17 protein-coding genes are annotated in these 21,467 nt (G+C 38.2%); 12 read left to right on the plus strand and 5 right to left on the minus strand.

Features of this window, described 5'->3' with window-relative positions; translation table 11 throughout:
• Positions 1-189 precede the first annotated feature (189 nt).
• The 9 genes from OLW01_RS13615 to OLW01_RS13655 all read left to right on the plus strand — a co-directional run bounded on the left by OLW01_RS13615 (position 190) and on the right by OLW01_RS13655 (position 15,002).
• Entirely contained in the window at positions 190-3,735 is a 3,546-nt protein-coding gene (locus OLW01_RS13615; RefSeq protein ID WP_268074465.1) for an FG-GAP-like repeat-containing protein, read from the plus strand.
• Positions 3,732-5,768 carry a multiheme c-type cytochrome gene (locus tag OLW01_RS13620; RefSeq protein WP_268074466.1) on the plus strand — a complete coding sequence of 679 codons (2,037 nt, stop codon included), beginning with the start codon at positions 3,732-3,734 and terminating at the stop codon, positions 5,766-5,768. Before OLW01_RS13615 ends, OLW01_RS13620 begins: the two co-directional genes overlap by 4 nt.
• Before the next feature lie 83 nt (positions 5,769-5,851).
• Positions 5,852-7,009 carry a peptidylprolyl isomerase gene (locus OLW01_RS13625; RefSeq protein ID WP_268074467.1) on the plus strand — a complete coding sequence of 386 codons (1,158 nt, stop codon included), beginning with the start codon at positions 5,852-5,854 and terminating at the stop codon, positions 7,007-7,009.
• A 228-nt stretch (positions 7,010-7,237) separates the two neighbouring features.
• On the plus strand, positions 7,238-8,848 hold the full coding sequence (locus OLW01_RS13630) for an IS1634 family transposase (protein ID WP_428980190.1): 1,611 nt from the start codon (positions 7,238-7,240) through the stop codon (positions 8,846-8,848).
• Positions 8,849-8,930: 82 nt separating this feature from the next.
• Positions 8,931-9,419, plus strand: a complete 489-nt coding sequence (locus OLW01_RS13635; protein WP_268074469.1) for an FKBP-type peptidyl-prolyl cis-trans isomerase — start codon at positions 8,931-8,933, stop codon at positions 9,417-9,419.
• Positions 9,420-9,496: 77 nt separating this feature from the next.
• Positions 9,497-10,003: a DUF3087 domain-containing protein gene (locus OLW01_RS13640; RefSeq protein WP_268074470.1), complete on the plus strand. Its 507-nt coding sequence runs from the start codon at positions 9,497-9,499 to the stop codon at positions 10,001-10,003.
• Positions 10,004-10,093: 90 nt separating this feature from the next.
• Positions 10,094-10,513 (plus strand): MerR family transcriptional regulator, encoded by a 420-nt coding sequence (locus OLW01_RS13645; protein ID WP_268074471.1) that lies wholly within the window; start codon positions 10,094-10,096, stop codon positions 10,511-10,513.
• The gene (locus tag OLW01_RS13650; protein WP_268074472.1) at positions 10,506-11,696 is read left to right on the plus strand and encodes a permease; all 1,191 of its coding nucleotides are present in this window, start codon (positions 10,506-10,508) and stop codon (positions 11,694-11,696) included. Before OLW01_RS13645 ends, OLW01_RS13650 begins: the two co-directional genes overlap by 8 nt.
• Positions 11,697-12,374: 678 nt before the next feature.
• A complete protein-coding gene (locus OLW01_RS13655) occupies positions 12,375-15,002 on the plus strand; it encodes a hypothetical protein (protein ID WP_268074473.1) in 2,628 nt (875 codons plus the stop codon).
• A gap of 40 nt (positions 15,003-15,042) precedes the next feature.
• Here OLW01_RS13655 and yciH read toward each other — a convergent pair whose 3' ends face one another.
• Positions 15,043-15,357: a stress response translation initiation inhibitor YciH gene (gene yciH / locus OLW01_RS13660; protein WP_268076240.1), complete on the minus strand. Its 315-nt coding sequence runs from the start codon at positions 15,355-15,357 to the stop codon at positions 15,043-15,045.
• Positions 15,358-15,569: 212 nt separating this feature from the next.
• Here yciH and OLW01_RS13665 point away from each other — a divergent pair, with 212 nt between their 5' ends.
• The 3 genes from OLW01_RS13665 to OLW01_RS13675 all read left to right on the plus strand — a co-directional run bounded on the left by OLW01_RS13665 (position 15,570) and on the right by OLW01_RS13675 (position 17,687).
• Positions 15,570-15,899: a DUF1820 family protein gene (locus OLW01_RS13665; RefSeq protein ID WP_268074475.1), complete on the plus strand. Its 330-nt coding sequence runs from the start codon at positions 15,570-15,572 to the stop codon at positions 15,897-15,899.
• 16 nt (positions 15,900-15,915) lie between these two features.
• Entirely contained in the window at positions 15,916-17,163 is a 1,248-nt protein-coding gene (gene sbcD / locus OLW01_RS13670) for an exonuclease subunit SbcD (RefSeq protein ID WP_268074476.1), read from the plus strand.
• Between the two features lie 89 nt (positions 17,164-17,252).
• Positions 17,253-17,687 carry a VOC family protein gene (locus OLW01_RS13675; protein ID WP_268074477.1) on the plus strand — a complete coding sequence of 145 codons (435 nt, stop codon included), beginning with the start codon at positions 17,253-17,255 and terminating at the stop codon, positions 17,685-17,687.
• Between the two features lie 108 nt (positions 17,688-17,795).
• Here the strand turns inward: OLW01_RS13675 and thpR are convergent, their stop codons facing one another.
• From thpR to OLW01_RS13695, 4 genes are read right to left on the minus strand one after another with little or no spacing between them, the layout of a single operon-like run.
• Positions 17,796-18,320: an RNA 2',3'-cyclic phosphodiesterase gene (gene thpR, locus OLW01_RS13680; protein ID WP_268074478.1), complete on the minus strand. Its 525-nt coding sequence runs from the start codon at positions 18,318-18,320 to the stop codon at positions 17,796-17,798.
• A gap of 28 nt (positions 18,321-18,348) precedes the next feature.
• Entirely contained in the window at positions 18,349-19,347 is a 999-nt protein-coding gene (cydB, locus tag OLW01_RS13685; protein WP_268074479.1) for a cytochrome d ubiquinol oxidase subunit II, read from the minus strand.
• Positions 19,340-20,713 carry a cytochrome ubiquinol oxidase subunit I gene (locus OLW01_RS13690; RefSeq protein WP_268074480.1) on the minus strand — a complete coding sequence of 458 codons (1,374 nt, stop codon included), beginning with the start codon at positions 20,711-20,713 and terminating at the stop codon, positions 19,340-19,342. Before OLW01_RS13690 ends, cydB begins: the two co-directional genes overlap by 8 nt.
• A gap of 30 nt (positions 20,714-20,743) precedes the next feature.
• Entirely contained in the window at positions 20,744-21,289 is a 546-nt protein-coding gene (locus tag OLW01_RS13695) for a GbsR/MarR family transcriptional regulator (protein WP_268074481.1), read from the minus strand.
• Positions 21,290-21,467: the final 178 nt, after the last annotated feature.

Raw genomic sequence — 21,467 nt, forward strand, 5'->3', positions numbered from 1 at the left:
CATAAAGACAATCAAAACTGACACACGACTAAACTAAATTGCAAAGCTTCATTTACGGGAACTTAAGCTAGCGTAATTGAATATTTGCGAGTGAAGATTTATAAGGTTTAGACGACAATTTCCAGATTATCAATTAAACTTTTATTTAACTTAATTAACTTTTATTAAACATTCTTGGAAAATGTCAAGATGTGTAAACAAAAACGCCCATTAAATTATTTTTATGCTTTATTTAAGCCTAGGCGCAGCGTGCTTAATACGTTTGCTTGGGTGTTAGTCTTTACAATTTTGCTTTTGTTTTTACTCATTTTTATACCAAACAAAAAAATAATTAAAGCCTCAGAAAACCTTAAACCGATTAATGTTACAAGCCCAGAATTTAAATTTGTAGATACCACAATAGCTTCAGGCTTAACGCATCAGCATAAACAACATACAGGTAAAATTACTGATTTAATTGATGGTTTATCAGCTGGTGCGTGTGTCGCCGATTTTGATAACGACGGCTGGATGGACGTAATTTTTACCACCGGTGGGGGGCAAACTCGCTTTTACGGCGGTCAATCATGGTGGGACAAACACAGTGCAATCGAAATTTATAAAAATCAAAATGGTTTTTTTGTCAATAAAACGCCACACTCAAACATTGAATTAGTTGCATCTACCACTGCGTGCCGCACACTTGATTTAAACAACGATGGTTTGACCGATCTGGTTATTGCCAGCACCCATCAAGATTATATTTTTAAAAATATAGGTGACTTTAAATTTGAACAAATTCCAACTTTTAGCAAAATTGCGCTAAACGCATGGACCAGTCATATCAGCATTATTGATATTAACCACGATGGGCTGTTTGATTTGCACCTTTCACATTTAATCCGATATCAAAAAAATCAAAAAAATTTAGAGGACGCCACCGGATTTAGTGAGCAACATTTAAGGCAGCTTGATCCCTCGGCTTATGACGGTATTCAAAACCAATTGCTAATTAACCAAGGCGATTTTCAGTTTAGTGACCAAACCCGAAAGTATTTTAATCATCAATACGCTGAACGAACACTCGCGGCGAATTGGCTAGACTTAAATCAGGATGGCTTATTAGATTTAATTGAATTTAATCTTGCTAAACAACCTACCCGAACTTATTTGCAAATACCTAAAGGTCAATTGAAGCAAGTCTCACAAAATCAATGGCCGCTATATATTAGTCATAGCCATTTTGCTAGTGCGATGCAAAATATTAACGATTCAAAAAACTTACTATTAATGAGCCGTGCCCAAGGTTTAGCCAGCTTAGCAATCGATATTAATGAAAAAAAGGCAAAGGATATAGGCTGGCAACTCGGATTAAATAGCAATTCATATTTACACCTTAACCGCTGGGGCATTGCACTGGCCGATTTTAACAATAATGGGTTAACAGATTTTGCGATTGCCACCGGCAGTTATCAACCTAACCCATTTAGTCCTCAGTCTAGTCTTGCCAGTCACAATTTGTGCGCACGCAAAATTCAAACTCAGTTAAAATACCCTCAGTTTAAACTAAGTGCCTGTTCAGATAACTTAATTCAGTCTAGCCGCACGGCCATTCGGCTGGATTTTAATAACGATGGTCAGCAAGATTTGTTGTTTGCCAATAACAATGATTTTGTCCAACTCCTACAAAATACGACTGCAAACTCACTAAATTGGATTAATTTGCAAATACCAGATTTAGCCAAGTGGCACTCCGCAAAACTACAGCTAGAAACTAATGGCAAACAAATAAACACAGGGATAAATTTACAAGATACGTTATTTGGCAACCACGATCCTAGATTACATTTTGGACTGGGCGATTACCAGCAGGTACAGGTAAAATTATTCACTGCGGATGGCCAATTAGCATTTTCTCAACAACTAGCCGCCAACCAATTTTATCAATGGAAAAATACCCAATGGCAGCCCGTATTGTTTACTCCAACACCTAAGCAATTGCCCTTTAACGTGCCAGATTTAGCCACTGCTATTCGAACACTGCAGTCAACTCAACTTAGTCAAAATCAATTAATTGCGCTAAACCAGTTGTTATCTACCGCTAGTTCAGCACAAGTTTTTGAAGTAGCAAACTTAATAGCAACTCAACCTCAAATTAAACATTTAGCGCTTTACCACAATTGGTTAAATGTGCAATCTGATATTTTAAACCAAGCCAGTTTTAATGCGATTAAGCAATTAGAACCTGAACAAAGCGTATCAACTTTATTAAACTACCTTTCAGCAAAGGCAACACCTGTGCAATTTTGTAAAGCCAGCGAAGTTTTTGCCACTTGGTTTGAACAAGAAGAAGCTGTCACCCAATTTAAATACAAAGCGATTCCTTACTTGTTTAAAGCATTAAACCGGACAGAAGACAAAGTTGTGATTTGTGCTGCCGATGCTTTAGGCCACGCTGAACATAAAAATGCGAGCAGCGCTATATTAACTGTCTTACTGAAAAAATCAGCGCCTGTTCAAGCTAGGCTTATCAATGCCTTGGGGAAAACAAGGCAAACAGAAGCAAATAAACCTATTTTAGACCTGTTATTAACAACAGAATCGCCAGCAGTAATACAACAAGCTTTAATTGCATTAACTCGCTTAAAACAAGCCAATTTAACGACATTTATTTCGCAAATCAGTGAACCATCAAAGCAACAAGCTTTATTTATCGCCTTGATTAACTTTACTCAAGCCAGCGATCATATTGTAATAATGCCAAAAGTTACTCAGGCTTGGTTAGCCCAGTTAAGTCCACATATTAAATTTAACCAGCTGCAAAGCAGTCAAGCTAAGCAAGCTTATTTAATTGCTGCTGATTTAGGTTATCTGCCCCCTATAAAATTACCTGTATTACTTGATAATAAAAATACTGAAGTTGCTTTAAGCGCTGCGCGTCTGTTAATTAAACATAATCAAATAAATGCCAAACCAGACGCCTATCAACTATGGAATAAAATTTTAAATTTACCACTTAATCCGGATACATTAATTAAACTATCAACACAAATAAGCCAAGCTTATTTAAATCAACTGACCCCGACGAATTTGTCTCAAACTCAAAATCAAAATAGCTTGGCTGTTTTTGCCAAACTCAGCCCAAATGCACAAAAACAACTCAGTCAAATTTTAAGCTATTACCCAAGTTCGATCTTGAATTTAGGATTACCTTTATGCGAACAGTTTGATATTTCACATACGTTAACAGCCGAAGCTAGCTTAAATGCGTTTGTAAGCAGTTGTCGGTTAATTTTTTTAAGCCAGCAAGCCGATTTAGCTCAGCTTAAACAGCAAGTCACCCAAATAGCTAAAACCAATTCAGTCGCTCAACAACATGTATTAGCTTATTTATTAAAATATAAAAATATGGCTAAACTGCCTACAACAGCGGCTAAATTATTTACGGCCAGATTATCTGCAGCGTTTTTCACGCATACACGCTTACCAGCTGAATTTAAAAATCGTTGGGCCAGTGCCCATTTTACTCAAGACAAAGCCAGCTTAAACTGGCTAAAACAAGCACTTAAAACAACAGATGAAGCTTTATTAAATCAGCTTCTAACCCAAGCTCAATTCACCCAACTGGAACAAGCGTTAGAGTTAAATAAATTAAATACAATAGGCGAGTGGTCTAAACCTACACAGCAAAGGTTGGCTGGCTTTTATATTCAAGCCGGCTACAAATTAAATCCTTACCAGGAGGCGATTCAATGAAAGCCGCCAACTTGCTCAAAGAGTCAAAATTTTTAGCTATTTGTTTTGGTTTATTAATGATAAGTAGTTTATCCGCTATTTATAGTTATTTGGCACAAGTGCTTTCATTTGACGCATTTAGCTTTATTCAAATCGCTAATTTAGTACATTTAACCAGCAGCATTTTATTAAGTGTCATTATGCTGCCTTATTGCTATTACCATATTAAACGTATTATTGGGGTTAGGCGATTTGCGGTATTTAGCTCTGGGCTGGTTAGCCTGCTGCTCATTTTTTCGGTGATTTATACCGGACTGATCTTGGCTTATCAAGGCGTAACAGAGCAAAATCAAACGGTATTAAACTGGCATATTATTTTAAGCTTAACCGCAATTAGTTTGCTGGTATTACATTTAATTTGTCATTATTTTAGCTTTGTAGCCTCAAGACACGCTGGAGTTTTTAAAACAATTTCAGGTTTACGCGTTCAGCTTTTTTACCAAACTTGTGCGGTCGCTATTTTTTGTTTGTTAATTGGTTTATTAGCAACCAGTACAGAGCAAGCCTATAGCACTCAACCTATCGTTGATAATTACCAATATAATTATGGCGATCATCCTTTCAGGCCCAGCCAAACAGAAACACCCCAACAAATGTTCATTGATGAAAAAGCTTTACTCACCACAGATAAATGCGCGACTTGCCATGCAGACATTGCTCAACAATGGTATGCCTCTGCACATCGACAAGCGGCTTCAGATAAAACCTACGAAACCAACGTAAAACTGCTGGCTAGCAATAAAGGGATTGAAGCGACGCGCTATTGCGAAGGTTGCCACGCGCCAGTCGCTTTATTAACTGGGCAATTAACTCAAGGTGGTATCCACGGTGGAATTGATGATTCACCCGCTAATATAGAGGGCGTTAATTGTCAGTCTTGTCATGGCATTACTCAGTTAGTGCATACTAAAGGGGTTGCCAGTTACCAGTTTGAAATTAATCAGGCTTATTTATTTGAAACAGCTACAAATCCTTGGTTACAAAATATAAATAAACTGCTCATTAAACAAAATCCAACACAACACAAACAAGATATGGCAGCTCCAGTTTTGGCTACCGCTGAATATTGCGCAAGCTGTCACGCACAATTTATAGACAAAGATTTAAATGACTGGGGCTGGGTTAAAATGCAAGATGAATACAGTGCTTGGCTTGAAAGCCCTTTTTCAGGTAATCATGACTCTCAATTTGCTCATAAAAAACAACAACGCTGTCAGGATTGTCATATGCCCTTAGTTGCAGCCAATGATCCGTCTGCTGATCATAATGGTCAGGTCAGAGATCATCGGTTTTTAGCCGCCAACACCATGCTACCTCTCCTCGCAAAAGATGAAGATTTTTTAAACGCTACCATCGACTTTTTACGCAAAGATAAAGTGCGTATTAGCATAGAACCTCCACACCGAAAATCAGCCACCAGCAATTTAATGCCATTAGACGAAACAGTAAGAGCCAGTGCCATTCAACCTTATTATTTTTATAAAGGCGAAAAAGCCAAAATTAATATAATTGTTGCCAATACAGGTGTCGGGCATAATTTTCCAGGTGGTTCTATCGACATAAATCAAGTTTGGGTTAATTTTGAAGTAACAGATGCGCAAGGCGAATTAGTTTACCAAAGCGGTTATTTAGACAATGAAGGCTACCTAGATAAAAAAGCTTACCAATACCGCTCGCTACCGGTTGACAGAAATGGCGATATTGTCTGGAAACATGATCTATTTAATATGGTTGGCAAAGCATCCGTTAATGTTATTAAAGCAGGGCAATCAGACGTAATTGAATATCAGTTCAATCTGCCCTATTGGATAAAATCTCCGCTGTATGTTTCAGCCAAAGTCCAGTACCGAAAGCTCAATACACGATACGCAAAGTGGGCTTTACAAGATGAATACCAACCATTACCCATAATTGATATGGCAAGATCACACTTAACCATTCCCGTTAGGGATAAATTAGAAGCCATAGACAACGCCATTACATTAGCTGACTAAAATGTTGTTAATTGTTACCCTAATATATGAATTTATTCGAATATGTTATAAAGTTCTTAAAATTTATTTTATTGAGGTATAAATTGAAAATTTTAAATATTAAAAAAACACTACCAGCATTGGCTGTATTAATCGCAACAGCCAGCAGCGCTAGTTATGCAACCACAGTAAAAATAGAAACTAACAAGGGCGATATTGTCATTAACTTGTATGATGAAACCACCCCTAAAACAGTCGAAAATTTTTTGCATTATGTTAATGAAGGCAAATACAATAGCTCTTTCGTACACCGTTCAGTTGAAGATTTTATTGTTCAAGCTGGCTCTTACACTTGGAGCATTCAGGGTGAACAAGAAGAAGAATATGTCAATTCAATTGAAGCTCGCCAAATTGATGAAAACGATGAAGATGAAACCGATATTTTTGTTGTTGAAAATGAACCTTTATGGTCAAACGTTAAAGGCACTATTGCAATGGCTAAAACCAGCCAAGAGCACAGTGCAACATCGAGCTGGTTTATTAATGTAGCGGATAACTCTGAAAATCTCGACCTGCAATCTAATGGTTTTACTGTATTTGGTGAAGTGATTGAAGGGATAGACATTGTAGAAGATATCAATGACCTAAGTATCTACAATTTTGGCGGCGCTTTAACTAATTTACCGCTGAGTGATTATGATACTGAAACAGATGTTGACCAAGATAACTTAGTTTATATTAGCCAAGTAACAGTAACAGCTGATTCAGATCAAGAAATAAACCCAACGCCTAATACCCTAATCTATCAAGATAATATTGATTTAGTAAGTGAAATCAAAACAAATATAGATGAGCTTGTTGAATCAGCTGAAGGCTATTTAACACGAGCCGAAGAGGCATATACAAAAGCAGCTGAAATATCTCAAGAGAAAGCAGATATTGCGTCTGCAGCGGTATTGAAAATTGAAAAAAACTTACTTGAACTGGACAATCAATTAGATCTTGCCGAACAATATGTTGTAGATGTTCAAACAGCTGAAACCAACAATGAATCTGTACTAAAAATTGTTGAAATTCGTGATATGGCGGCAGAAGCTTATTATACCGCATATGATGAATTAGATGCAGCCTATCAATCGGTAAAATCGGCTGAAGCAGCGGCTGAAAAAGAAAGCAGTGGCGGCGGCGGTGCCTTTTCGTGGTTGTTAGTTGCAATAGCAGGCTTAACACTTGCTCGCAAAGCAAACAAAACAAAAGTTTAAGTTAATTTTAAACTCATATTTTACTTATTCGCCGGTTAGCATTAACCGGCTTTTTTGTATTTAGTCACCTTCAAACCAGCACCAACTTACCCAATTTGTTATAACCGTCATTCCGCACCTAGTTTTTAATTAATCTTGGTGTTTTTTTATTCAGTTGATCGTATTATTTAAAAAAAGACTTGACCTAGATCCCAGATCTTGATCTATTACTCTCTTTTGAGAGTGGTGATCACAATGCCTAACCCTTTTACTAAAACACTTGAACATCACGGCTTGGTGGCTGGTTTTTGTCATGAAATCCAATTGGTCGACTTAATTGACCGTAAACTCGGTCAATCAAACGATCGTACTTTAAGCTTTGGCCAACTGGTTTTGGCTATGGTGATAAATGGCTTGGGGTTTACTGGCCGAACGCTACACATGTACAGTGAGTACTTTAAAGATAAGCCACTTGAGCGCTTAATTGGTGAAGGCGTCAAGGCTGAGCAAATCAATGATGATGCGTTAGGTCGATGTTTAGACAAGCTGTATGAATTTGGTGTATCCAGTTTATACCAAGATCTCGGCGAAACGGTTGTTAGTCACCTTGGTCTGGGCGGAGAATCACTACATTTAGACTCCACTAGCTTCCATTATGATGGTCAATCAAACGATGTGGATGATGATGTTAATACTATCCACATTGCCAAAGGGTATTCTCGCGACCACCGCCCCGACTTAAACCAAGTGGTTTTAAACCTCATCTGTGAAAATCAATCCGGCATTCCGGTTTATATGAAACCCGCCAGTGGCAACTGCAATGATATGGATGGGTTTAAAAAGATAGTTAAAGCCCATGTGAATAGCTTAAAGGCAGCACAACGCTGTCGCTACTTGGTGGGGGATGCTGCTTTATATGTTCAAGAATCCCTTTCTCATTTACAGCAAATCAATCAACTATTTATCACGCGTGTCCCTCAAACACTCAAAGAAGCTAAAACGCTCATCAAATTAGCTCCGACTTTAAGTTTTACGCCTTTATCTTCAGGCTACGAAGGCGTGTTTCATGAATGTGAATATGGTGGCGTAAAGCAAAAGTGGTTGCTAGTACGCAGTGAGCAAGCTGCTAAACGCGAAACACATACGTTAAGTAAGCGCATGCACAAACAAGCAGAGCAAGCACGTAAAAGCTTTAAACAACTCAGTCAAAAAATATTTGCTTGCGAAGGTGATGCACAAAAGTCATTGGAGGAATGGAAAAAGAAACAAATACTCTGTGATGTTGAAGGGCAAGTTGAGCAAGTCCCCGCATTTGCCGGAAAAGGGCGACCTAAAAAAAATGAAAACCCGATACGGATTGATTACCAAATTACAGGGCGTTTATTTACCCCGCTGGCTCGACGCCAAGCGGCACTGGAACAATTGGGGTTGTTTATCATTGCCACCAATGACATGAGTGAAGCGTTAACCATGGATAAAATGCTCAGCACGTATAAATCACAGCAATCAGTAGAAAAAGGCTTCCGCTTTCTGAAGAGCCCAGACTTTTTAACCAACGCCATTTTCTTGAAAAAGCCAGAACGAATAGAAGCGTTATTAATGGTGATGACGGTCTGTTTAATGGTATATGCAGCCTTGGAGCATCAGATCCGCAAACAACTTGTAGAGCAAGAGCAGTACTTCCCGGATATGAAATACAAACCCCATCAGAAACCCACCGCTCGCTGGGTGTTCCAATGCTTTCAAGGGGTCACCATCATGTATATCAACCAAGACACTGAGATCGTTGCTAATCTTGAGGATCGCAATCACACGATCATTGATTGCTTAGGTTATCATTACCAGAAAATTTATTCCTAAAAGTGGTGCGGAAGATCGGTTATAATGGCCTAATTAGCCCAAAGGCAAGTAAGCTCAAACCTGTTTGATTTAGGAATTATTAATGCAAATTACAAAAAATACCGTTGTTCAATTTAACTACACCATTACCGACAAAGAAGGTAAACAACTAGAAAGCAACCAAGGCGACACCCCTGTGGCTTATTTGCATGGCCATAACAATATGATGCCAGGTGTCGAAAAATCTTTAGAGGGTAAGCAAGCTGGCGACAGCTTTACCGTTACTTTACCACCGGAAGAAACTTACGGCATGCGTAACGAAAACGATGATGCAATTCAACGTGTGCCAGCTAAACATCTACAAGGTGCCAAAGTATGGAAACCGGGCATGGTTGCTATTGTTAATACTGATCAAGGCCAACGCCAAGTGACGGTTATAAAAAGCGGTAAGTTTATGGTCACAGTAGATACCAATCCGCCTTTAGCCGGTAAAACACTCACCTTTGATTTATCGGTAAAAGAGGTAAGAGCGGCAACCACGGAAGAAGTCTCGCACGGTCATGCTCATGGCGTTGGCGGGCATCAGCACTAATCATTCAGGATAATACATTCACAACCAACATAACTTTGTTTATGTTGGTTGCAGCTAAAAATGATAATGACATAAATATGCAACTAAAAAAAATAGACAAAGCAAGATACCGAAAACACCTAAACCAAGTCATTGTTGCCAGTATAGCCTTATTAGCAATTGGCAGTTTAGGCATAGCACAGCTATTAATAGCTTTATTTCCAGACCCATCTGGCACACATTTTCACTGGAATTTAACCGGTGTTATTATCACGTGCATCGCCATGTTTATTGGCTTTAATAAAATAAAACATCATGAGTTTATGCACGAAGTATATTATGTTTGGCGACTAAAACAGTCGCTTAACTTGATCACCCGAAAACTAAAAAAAGTACGGGCCGCTGCCGATCAAAATGATGTCAGCGCGATGCAAGTTCTTCATTATTATTACCAAGGCTGCCGCCAACTTTGGCAACTCGACGACAACACCATCACCATGGAAGAGCTCAGTATTTGGCAAGCCAAGCTAGACGTTAAAGCCGATGAACTTAATATTCAATTAAATACAACCGAATTTGATCCCGAAATACTAAAAAGCTTTTAGCTTTTTAAAAATAAATTTGACCTGTGTGTAACACCTAGCTTTATACTCATACCTATCGAATTAAACCTGTTTGAGTAAATGGGGGTCAAAATGACAGTCGCTGAATTAGCAAAACAGTTTAAGATTAATCCAGATACGATACGCCATTATGTAAAAATTGGCTTATTAATACCCACTCGCGATCCTAATAACGGCTATAAGCTTTTTAACTCGGATGATAAAACTCGATTGCATTTTATCCTTCAAGCCAAGTCGCTTGGTTTTTCACTGGCCGACATTAAAGTCATTATTGAACAGTCTGAAAGCGGTGAATCACCTTGTCCACAAGTTCGTGAAATTATGGCGCAACGACTGCTAGAAACCGAGCAAAAACTAGCACAAATGCAGGCCACTTATCAGCAAATGAAGCAAGCAATGCAAAAATGGCAAAAACAAAAAGATTGCTCTCCAACAGGTGATCACATTTGTCATTTAATTGAAGACTTTTCAGGAGAAATAACTCATGAGTAGTTGTTGTAAACCAGAAAGCACACCAAAAAAAACCGCAAGTTCATGCTGCGGCCCGAGTGACCAGCCAAGCAGCCAAGCTTCAACAAATCAATCAACTTCATGTTGTGGTCCGAGCGATAATGCAAAACCAGCTGCCAGCTCATGTTGCGAACCCAATACAAAAGGCTTTTCAATTGACTGGATATTATCTGGCTCAATTGTATTTGTAGTAGCGACCTATAGTTTGTACTTGGTTAATTTTACTGACCTACAATTACCCCTACCCAATTGGTTAGAAACCATGGCAAGTACTTCATTTGAAATGTTTAACGCCATGTGGTGGGGATTATTGCTAGGCATAGTATTAGTTGGCTGGCTTAATCGGATTCCGCGTGAAATGATAATTTCAGTGTTAGGTAAAGGCCATACCAAACAAGGCATTGTTAGAGCCACACTAGCTGGTGTCACCCTAGATTTATGTAACCATGGTATTTTAATGGTCGCAATGAAATTGTATGAAAGAGGCGCTAGCTTAGGCCAAGTAATGGCTTTTTTAATCGCTAGCCCGTGGAATTCATTTACGCTAACCTTAATTTTAATCGGTTTGATTGGGCTTAAACTAACCTTGTTATTTATTGTCTTTTCAATGCTAATAGCTTGGTTAAGTGGGATTATTTTTGACCAGTTTGAAATGAAAGGCATAGTCCCTAACAACCCAAATAAAACAGATTTGCCAGATGGCTATAAGTTAAAAAGTGAAGTAAAACATTTATTTAAAAATGCTGATCATTCGTTTAATGCATACAAAAACATGCTAAAAGACGGTTATAACGGCAGCAAAATGGTGATGCGCTGGATCTTTTTTGGCGTGGTAATGGTCGCCTTACTACGAGCATTTGTGCCTATGGATGTATTTGAAACTTGGTTTGGTGCAACAACGGCCGGCTTAGCGCTGACTTTATTAGCGGCAACCATTATTGAAGTATGCTCTGAAGGCTCAACCCCAATCGCAGCCGATTTAGTAACCCGAGCGAGTGCACCGGGCAATGCTTTTACTTTTTTAATGGCAGGTGCATCAACCGATTATACTGAAATTATGGCAATTAAAGACACGATGAAAAGCTGGAAAATAGCACTCGTTTTACCTTTAGTAACAGTGCCCCAAATTTTGCTAATTGGTTGGTTATTAAATACATTCGCTTAAATATAAAACTTAAAATTTTGGGTGGTTGCAACAAGTAAAGCACCACCCAGAAATTTGAATAAAAGCGAAGCTGCACAATGCAATAGCCAAGTTTCTTCGTCCAAAACTCTACACCTTCCAACTAAAACAAGTCTAATTTTTTACACTTGCTATCTACCAAAAGTTATCGTTTAATTATAACCAGTTGTTTGAACTGTAAACTTACAAAAAAGAGTTTTCGTGCCAGGTGCACTAATGCAGCAGTTGTATGAATGCAATAAAACAGTGACCTCTTTAGTTAATACTCATCTCAGGTTTACAAAAATAATAAATTCACAAAAATGATGTACGCATAAAGACTGAATCAACATTCATTTATTTGTATTTTACAGGGGCATAAGCATGTTTCTAAGTGGTCATACATATCATCTATTAAGAAAATTTAATAAGCCAGATTGTCGTGGCTTTTTTAATCTTGCTGTCTCACTCACACGAGAGTTAACTAGGGTTATGACTTTAAACGCATGTTGTTTTATTAGTTTTACCCTAGCTCTACTTATAAACCCCTACAGTATATCGTATTCACTTGCTTCAACTTTTACAATTGAAGATATCAAACCTGATATTATCGATAAATTACCCACCTACTTTAAAGTAACAAACATAAGCCTTCAGAGCAGTAAAAAAAGAGGTAATAAAATGATGCCAGTACACATGGCTAGCGTTTTAATTACCTCCCAGCTTAAACAGCCACTTTACACTGTAGAGGGTAACAAAAATGGAAAAAACATACTGGTTAAAAGTTCTGAGGCCGGTGATTTGATAAATCAAACAGCTTCAGTAGTAGTCATTATGCCAAGTGCAATAAACAAAGAACGCGTTGTTACTGTTCAGATATTAAAAGCTAATGAACTAGAAAACCAATTTCCTTTATCCACTTTTCCAAAAGACAGCTATATTATTGCGGGTTCAGGGATGGATAAAGACAGTATAACCATGTCGTTAAACACCAATAATGCAGACGAAATTCAGCAAAACGCAATAAACACCTTAGGCGACCCACAAAAACTAGCCCAAAACATGGCAGGATCAGGTCATCAATTTATTGGATTCTGGTCTGGCGATTTAATCACCACGAAAAACACACCAAAACGTGAGTATATTGAAATAGACGGCGTTAAGAAGTGGGTTTACTCAAATGATTCTAAAGATACCCATTACCCGATTGCTATTGAGTTAACACGAAATGAATCCGGACAAATAAACGGCTATATTTATAATGAAAAAGAAAATTGTATATTTGAGATAAACCAACAACCTTTACAAAATAACAGAAACGCCAACAGATATTTAAAACTCTCCTCCAATTTTACCCACAGTACTTGTGAGAACAAAAGCATATTGAAAAACACACAACTAACTCTGTTAGAGAATAATAAAATAAGTGTTTTTGCCCGATATAACCATGCAAGTGCCAACAAGAATAAAAGCCACCTGACTCGGCAAAAATCCAAGCAATTAAATGATAAGTTCGCCGCAGCGCTAAAGGAACTAGAGATAAAGTTAACACCTGTATTCGACGATACTCCCTTGTTTCAACAAACTGAACTTACTTACAATGGAACATCAATTGAGCTTTATTTTTTATTCCCTCACGGTTTTTCAAAGCCAAATGACGCTTTTATTAAAGTAAACGATGAAACAAACAGGTGTTTTGATACCTTGTACTCACAACAAACCATAAACGAAAAAACAATACTGACTCGCCATACTGAGACATGTAATCTATTTGAGCAGGGCTATTTTGATGTCGAGCCAAACCCGCCTTTGAAAATAACTTGGCGCCCTGATAGAGCATCGACAAAACAAACAATAGCGACCGAAACTCAGCTTTTAATTAAACGAAATTTACCCCTAAAAGGCTATATGGAACAATTAAATAATTCCTATCTAAGTCATAATGAACAACTATCGTTAGCCTTGGCGGCAAAACGCTTTTTGCATACTCATCATTCCAGAAAAACATTTTTAAACGAAGTATTCTCTAAAGATTTATCTTTTGACCAACCCAATCACAAATTTATAGGTTCGTGGCAAGGAGCATTAGCAATAGATGATGCGTTTGTTCAAGCTGAGCTTGCACTATGGACAGGCCAGTTGGATGATTACAACTTTATGTTAGGTTATTTAACTATAGCAAAGTCATGTTTTTACAATGTTCATTTAAAAAATACCAATGGAAAAACATCTCTACAATCGATAGCCTATTTAAAAGGCCACTGTACGCCAGAACAAGTTGGTATGAAAAGCCGATTACGAACCCCTGTTGCGATGGATGCTGAGGGCCAATTCATAAAATTTGAATTTAAACAAGGTAGCCGAATAAAGCAATCGATTAGAGCCGCGTTTAAACGCGCCAAGCCCAGCCCTTATATGGTTTCGCTATTTAATTCTCAAAGAGAGAAAACTTATACACCGCCCGATAAAGAAACATTATTATTAATGGATTCACTTCAGGTGCCTGGAAAATCAATTGAAGAGAAACATGAGCAGGCATTACAACAGTCGGCAGATTTGTTAGCACAAAGAAAACAAGCAGGAAAGCAAATACAACAAGAACGAGATGCAATTGCCTTGAAAAAATGGCAAAAGAAAAAGCAACAAGAGATAGAACAAGGGATTAGAAAGCCAACACGTTCAAATTCGCAACCTTATAGCTCATCAGACTATCAACCCATGCCTGAAGTAAGTGGCCCTTTTGATGGACTTGCGGGGGCCACATTTCTTAATGCTGTATATAAAGGCGATGCAAGTTTAGTAAAAAGAATCAACCAAAGCTATGGCGCGTCTCAAATAAAAGGCTTAAAAGCATTTGCCGGCACTTTTGCTAACTCAATGACTGACGCTGTTATCAATTTATATAGTCATGTAAAAATACAAGACTCAGTTGCAGCAAAATATTTGTTTGAATACGATAGTCATTTTGCCAAGTGCCTATCCAATACCCCTGTAACATTTTACGTGACTGGATACCAACCTGATACTGTTTTTACTAATCTATTAGGCGTTGAAATAGCTCGTTATTATGGTGGTACAACCGTTAATAAATACAAAGTAAATCCAGAGTTTACAGATGTATTTAACAAAGTTGGTAAAACTAAACCTCACGGCACCATGAGTGGTATTACCAGCTTACTCGCGAATCAAGGCAGTAAAGATTTACGTAAATCTGCACTTAAAGGAATAGCACAAATGAGAAAAAAATTTGCATGTCATAGCAAAGAAATTAAAACATTTGAACGTAACTTGATTTCACTATATTACTAATAACCATTAGAGCCGTAGCTTTGCTATGGCTGATAAATTTTTAGCCACCAGCTAATTTAACTTTATAACCTTGTTTTTCAAGTTCGGCTTTAATCACATCTCGCTTATCGCCTTGAATCTCAATAATGCCATCTTTAACTGAGCCGCCTGTGCCGCATTTCTTTTTTAGCACTTGCGCCAATTTTTTAAGTTCGTCTCCAACTAACGGCAAACCAGCTACGGTAATCACGCCTTTGCCTTTTCGGCCTGTGGTTTCTCGCCTGATACGGATAAAACCGTCACTAAATGTTTGGGCTTCTGGCTGCTTTTCTTCTGGCTTAATTCGGCCGCCATCTGTGCTATAAACTAAAGACATCATAACCTCTGCATTATGTTGTAAATTGAGATGTTAACTAAATTCAGTTCTTACAAACCTGTTACCCCCTATACTAATTTATTCAGTCACTAATTTGCAGTGTTAAGACCAATAAATATAAGCTTAACCTTTAGATGAAAGTTCAGGCGACTTAATTTAAACAAACTTAATGTGTTAAAATGCCGCTCTTTTTTGCAAACTAAACCGATACCATGAGCGATAAAAACCCAATTTACCGAGTTCAATTTATTAACAACGGCGAAAAATATGAGCTTTATGTACGTAAACTCATGCCCAGCAATTTATTTGGGTTTATTGAAATAGGCGACTTTGTTTGGAACAACCATAGTTCGCTGGTGCTGGACACCAGCGAAGAAAAGCTCAAATCTGAGTTTGATTCAGTCGAAACCAGTTATATTCCTATGCATAATATATTGCGAATTGATCAAGTAAAAAAACAAGGTACAGCTAAAATTTCAAGCTTGGGTGATAAAGTAACGGCATTCCCAAATCCGGTTTATACACCAAACCCTAAAAAATAAAATATAAGGAAATTTTGTGCGTTTATTGCATACCTCAGACTGGCATTTAGGGCAAAATTTTTATGGTAAAAGCCGTAAAAATGAGCATCAAGCCTTTCTTGACTGGCTATTAAAACAAATTGAGCAGCATCAAATAGATGCACTCATTGTCGCTGGTGATCTGTTTGATACCGGCGCGCCGCCCAGTTACGCACGCGAAATACTTAACCAGTTTGTTGTAAAATTGCAAGCACAGCACTGCCAATTAGTTTTGTTAGGTGGCAATCATGATTCGGTTGCTATGCTAAACGAATCAAAAGATGTGTTTTCATGCTTAAATAGCCATTTAATTGCCAACGTGCAAAGCAATCCAAACAAACAAGTAGTTACCTTAATCGATAAAACGGGCGAACCTGCGGCTCAATGCTGCGCCATTCCATTTGTTCGCCCGAGAGATGTATTAAGCAGTCATTCAAACAAAGAACAAAGCTCACAAAAGCCTGATTTATTAAACGCGATTAGCCAGCATTACCAAAATATTTATGCCGCTGCGCAAACTAAAAATGAACAACTAGGGCAAAATTTACCCATTATTGGTACAGGTCATTTAACCGTGGTAAACGCCAGCACCAGTGATTCTGTACGCGATATTTACATAGGCACGTTAGAGGCTTTTCCGGCGAGCCAGTTTCCTAATTTTGATTATTTAGCACTGGGTCATATTCACCAAGCTCAAACCATTGCCGACAAACCACATTGGCGATATAGCGGCTCTCCTATCGCCATGAGTTTTGATGAATCACATCGCGAAAAATCCGTAGTTTTTGTGGAACTCATTACCGGCCAAGCTGCCCGAGTTGAAACTTTGCCCATTCCAAATTTTCAACCTATTGTATGTTTAACTGGTGATTTAGCTCAAATTGAATTACAACTTGAAGCGCAATTTAAAGACCCAAATTCAACTCAAATCGCTTGGCTCGATCTTGAAATAGACAGCGCCGATTTTCATTCAGACGTTCAAAAACAAGCCGAACAAATTTGCCAACAATATCCGGTTGAAATTTTATTAGTCAGACGTAAACGCCAACATAAACAAGCCGGTTTTAGCCAGTATGAAAAACTCAGCTTAGATGAAATAGATCCCAGCCAAGTTTTTAAACAAAAACTCATTGAGCAACAAGTAAATGAACAACAAACCCAAAAACTCAGCACCTTATTTGCAAAAACAGTTGAGCAAATACAGCCTGTAACTGGGCAGTCTAATTTAAATGAATCTGAAAAGTAAATTAATTAGCCACTCAATAAATTAAAAGCTATTTTCCCTACTATAATTTATTCACCTAATGAGTGAATAAATTAAATAAGGGAAATATCATGCAATTTGTTAGCTATATTAATTTTAATGGTAACTGCAAGCAGGCTTTTGAATTTTATACAAAAATATTTAATGCCAGAATTGTTTTTAGTATCACTTGGGCAGAAGCTCCAGATTCAAGCGAAGAGACTCCCGGCTGTGAAGTGCCTGAAGGCTTCGATGATAAAATCATGCATGCTCAAATCGCAATTGGCGATCAAAGTTTAATGGGATCCGATTGCCCACCACAGCAATACCAAAAGCCACAAGGCATTAACGTCAGTGTTCAATTTGAAAATTTAGATGAAATTGAAAGAGTTTACAGCGCTTTAATTCAAAATGCGGATGTTGTTATGCCACTCAGTGAAACTTTTTGGGCCAAACGTTTTGCTATGTTAAACGACCAATTTGGCGTGCCTTGGATACTCAATTTGGATAATCCTGAATTTCAATAACCCTAAGTTTAAGTAAAGTGCTTTTTATGTTTAATATTATGAGTGGTTGAGCTGGTATTAAATCCGGCTTACCTTTTTATTTAAACTCGGCGTTATTTAGACTCTGCGTTAGCGTTTATTTGGTAACGTCCAGCTAAATCGTTTTAAGTATTTAACGCCTGATTTACCAGAAATAGATTCATACAACCCCAATTCAGTAATCGGGGTTGTAAATTCTGGCGCTAATAAAGCACTCGCAGGTTCAAATGCGCATTTTCGAGCCAAAGTTAAATGCGCAATATACGGCCTTTTAGGTAAATTAATTTTTGCTATTTTGCCCGCTTTTTCTGTCAACTTAACTAAATCTAATAGACCTTTAGGTACGTTCTGGCAGCCTAACCAATATACTTTAGGCTTAGACCAATAGCCTTGCTGATCTAACGTTAACGAAAAAGGTGCAGGCAAATGCTGCTTATCAATATGCTCACAAATAACCTCTAATTTATCTTGCTCGACTTCCCCTAAAAATGCGGTCGTAATATGAAAATTACCCACAGGTACAGGGTGATCAAAAGCCGGTAAATATTGGTTTCGCCAGTGATCTATGTTTAATTTGGCCTGCGCATTTGGCTCAATAGCAAAAAAATATCTCATGACTCTGCAACCTTGTTAGCAAACAATTTTAATAATACTTAAGTTCTTTGGTTTTCCCCCAAAATACCCGATACGAATAACAGGTGTAAGCCAATATACAAGGTATAACTACTAACGCACCCCATAAAATAAAGCTTAAGGATGCAGGCGCAGCAGCTGCCTGCCAAATGGTAATTTTACCCGGTACTATGTCAGGGAAAAAACTGAAAGCTAAGCCATTAAAACACAAGAAAAAGATCATAATAGCGCCAACAAACGGAATCCAACAACTTACGTCATCTTGAAACGGCATACGCTTTAATAAACGGTCTACAATTAAAAACAAAACAAAGCAAAATGCAGGCATAGGCAATAATAAAATCATATTTGGCAAACTAAACCAGCGTTCATAAACACTAGCGTTAATTAAAGGATTAACCACAGATACCGCCAGTACGCCTAAAAAACTAAATCGACCTGCTTTACGAGCCCATTTGGTCGCTTTTTTTTGTAACTCACCTTCTGATTTCATCACTAACCAACAAGCGCCAATATAACTATACGCAGCGGCAACCCCAACTGCGCTTAATAAACTAAAAGCCGTGCTTTGCCATGAATACTCAAAGCCCATAATATACATGCCTAACATGTAACCTTGGCTTAAAGCAGCCAGTAACGAACCCACTTTAAACGCTTTATCCCAAGTGGGCCGATGACTAAAAGCCGCTTTCATCCTAAAATCAAAAGCAACGCCGCGTAAAATTAAGGCAATAAGCAGCACAGCAACAGGAATATATAACTCTTTTAAAATAAAGCTATGCGCACTTGGAAATGCAATTAACAACACACCAATGGCTAGCACTAACCAAGTTTCATTTGCATCCCAAAATGGGCCTATTGAGGCAATCATATTGTCACTTTGCTGCTGGTTTTCAAGCGGGAGTAAAATACCTACCCCTAAGTCATAACCATCTAAAATGGCATATAAAAAAATTGATAGTCCCATTAATCCAACAAAAATCACCGCTAATGTTTCAGCACTAAACATGGTTCACCTCATCTGAGTTTTCGTGTTGCATATTGGATTTTCGTACCTCTTCATAACTCACTTCTTCGATTTCAACAGCTCCGCGGGCCATTAAAAATACGGTATGTAAATAAGCGACCATTAATATCGCGTACACAATCAAATATAAACTGAGCGATAATCCCACATTAGCTGGGGCAATATCGGTCGCGGCATCTTTTACGGTTAATATACCCGTTACTAATTCTGGCTGCCTGCCAATTTCGGTGACATACCAACCTGCCAATGTAGCAACCCACCCAGAAAAGCTCATCGCAAACAATACTTTTAAATTCCATGGTGATAAATGTTCACTTTTCCAAAGCTTAATTCGGCTAAACCAAGCCACAAATATCATTAATAGCCCCAAACCAACCATAATTCTAAAGCCCCAAAATACAGGTGCTACAGGTGGATGATTACCTTCAAATTCATTTAAGCCTTTAATTTCGCCATCTATTTTGTGAGTCAAAATTAAGCTGGCCATATTCGGAATTTTTAATTCAAAATGATTCTTTTTAGCGGCTTCATCTGGAATCGCAAATAGTAACAAAGGTACATTTTTTTCGGTTTGCCAAACACCTTCCATCGCAGCTACTTTTTGTGGTTGATGCTCTAAGGTATTTAACCCATGCATATCACCAATAATCATTTGCAGCGGGCCTAACACACAGGCAACGGTTAATGCGGTTTTTAAAGTAAGTTTAGGTGCGCGCTTTGCATCGCCCCGTAAAATTCTATAAGCACTGATACCCGCGATTAAAAAAGAAGCAGTAAGCCCAGATGCCACCATCATGTGGCTAAAACGATAAGGAAAAGATGGGTTAAAAATAACCTCTAACCAACTGGTGACATGTGCCACGCCATCTATCATCTCGTAGCCGGCTGGGGTATGCATCCAAGAGTTGAGCGACAAAATCCAAAATGCCGATATACTGGTACCAAGCGCCACAATAAAAGTGGCTAAGGTGTGTATTTTGGCGGGCACACGGTTAATGCCAAATAACATAATGCCCAAAAAGGTAGCCTCTAAAAAGAAGGCAGTGAGCACTTCGTACCCTAATAAAGGGCCTGCAATATTACCCACGGTTTCCATATAGCCGGGCCAATTAGTACCAAACTGAAACGACATGGTAATCCCAGTCACAACACCAATTGCAAAGGTGAGCGCAAAAACTTTAACCCAAAAGCGATAAGCTCGCATCCAAATTGGATCACCGCTTAAGTTAAACCTAAGTTTGAAATAAAATAAAAACCAGCCCAGCGCTATGGTAATCGCCGGAAAAAGTATATGAAAACTAATATTGGCAGCAAACTGTATCCGCGACAATATAAGGGTATCCAGCATAAGTAGCTCCTAAATAAAAAGCAGTGACTATTATTTACTTGAGTTATTTAACAATTTATCTTTCATATCCAGCACCTTACCCACGCCTGCGCCTAATTTCATCAAACTGTTTAAGCGTTCTGGGCCCATTTTGGGCAGCTCAGAAGCAAAGTGAGTCAAGGCATCAAGCAGGTCATGAATTTCATGCATTTTGTGTTGTGCATAAGCTTCTTCATCTGACTCAGATTGATCTAATAAATTATCTCGTAACAAGCTCAAAGTTGGATCAACTTCACGTTTTCGACGCTCTTCAAATACTCGAATCGCCATATCCCAAATACTGCCAGCAGGCGAATAATACTCTTTTCTATCACCCGGCTTGTGCTGCACTTGAATTAAACGCCACGACTGCAGCTCTTTAATACCCATGCTGACATTACCGCGTGAAATATTCAGTTTTTCAGATATTTGATTAGCGGTTAAAGGCTGCTCTGAAATCACCAACAAGCCACACATTTGGCCTATCGTTCGGTTAAAACCCCAACGACTCCCCATCTCGCCACAGTGCATTACAAAAGATTCAATTTTAGGTGTCATTTGGTTTAGCTCTACAAAGTTTCAATTATTTCTGAAACTTTAGAATTTAATTGGTTAAATTGCAAGCACTTTAAAACGAAAATAAGCAGTACGTCCCAGCCAAATTCACTCAAACAAATTTAATAGCTATGCTAAAATTGAAAATTATTTTTAAACACCCGATTAACTTAGAGCTAAT

The sequence above is a fragment of the Catenovulum adriaticum genome (assembly GCF_026725475.1).
Classification (GTDB): domain Bacteria; phylum Pseudomonadota; class Gammaproteobacteria; order Enterobacterales; family Alteromonadaceae; genus Catenovulum; species Catenovulum adriaticum.